The organism is Xenorhabdus yunnanensis (assembly GCF_028598805.1).
GTDB lineage: Bacteria > Pseudomonadota > Gammaproteobacteria > Enterobacterales > Enterobacteriaceae > Xenorhabdus > Xenorhabdus yunnanensis.
On record NZ_JAQRFI010000209.1, the window covers coordinates 1 to 638 of the forward strand.

Annotated in this window: 1 protein-coding gene; it reads left to right on the plus strand. The window is 51.7% G+C overall.

Features of this window, described 5'->3' with window-relative positions; genetic code table 11:
- Nucleotides 1-638: phage terminase large subunit family protein (locus PSI23_RS21830; RefSeq protein WP_444876165.1), on the plus strand; the 638-nt coding region annotated here is incomplete at both ends.

Here is a 638-nt window from a genome sequence, read left to right on the forward strand (position 1 = left end):
ACCAAAAGTGGTATCTGGAACTGGTACGTTTCGACCTTCAAAACGCGATTGTCAAAAAACAGTGGCGAAATCATCATGGCGACTCGCTGGGCGACGGATGATCTATCCGGCAAGGTGATTGAAGCCAGTGGTCAGGCACGGGTACTGGCCTTTCCAGCCATTAATGAGCATGGCGAGGCACTGGTACCGGAACTGCATCCTATTGATGCCCTGCTGGAGAAAAAAGCGCTTTTTGGTGATTACTTCTGGTCGGCGATGTACCAACAGTCACCCAAGCCATCGGGCGGCACTATCTTCAAGGAAGACTGGGTGCGCTATTACCTGCCGAAAGACTTACCTGAGAAATTCGACAAGGTGATCCATAGCTGGGATATGACCTTTAAGGACAGTGAGGGCACGGATTACGTGGTCGGTCAGGTGTGGGGCAAAAAAGGGGCCAATGCCTATCTGTTGTATCAGATACGCAAACGCATGAGTTTTACCGAAACCCTGAAAGCCGTGAAGATGCTGGCGGACAAATTCCCCAATGGCCGCCGTAAGCTGGTGGAAGATACCGCGAATGGCCCCGCGGTGCTTGACACCCTGAAAAACACCGTATCGGGATTAATTCCAATCAAGCCTGATGGAAGCAAGGTCGC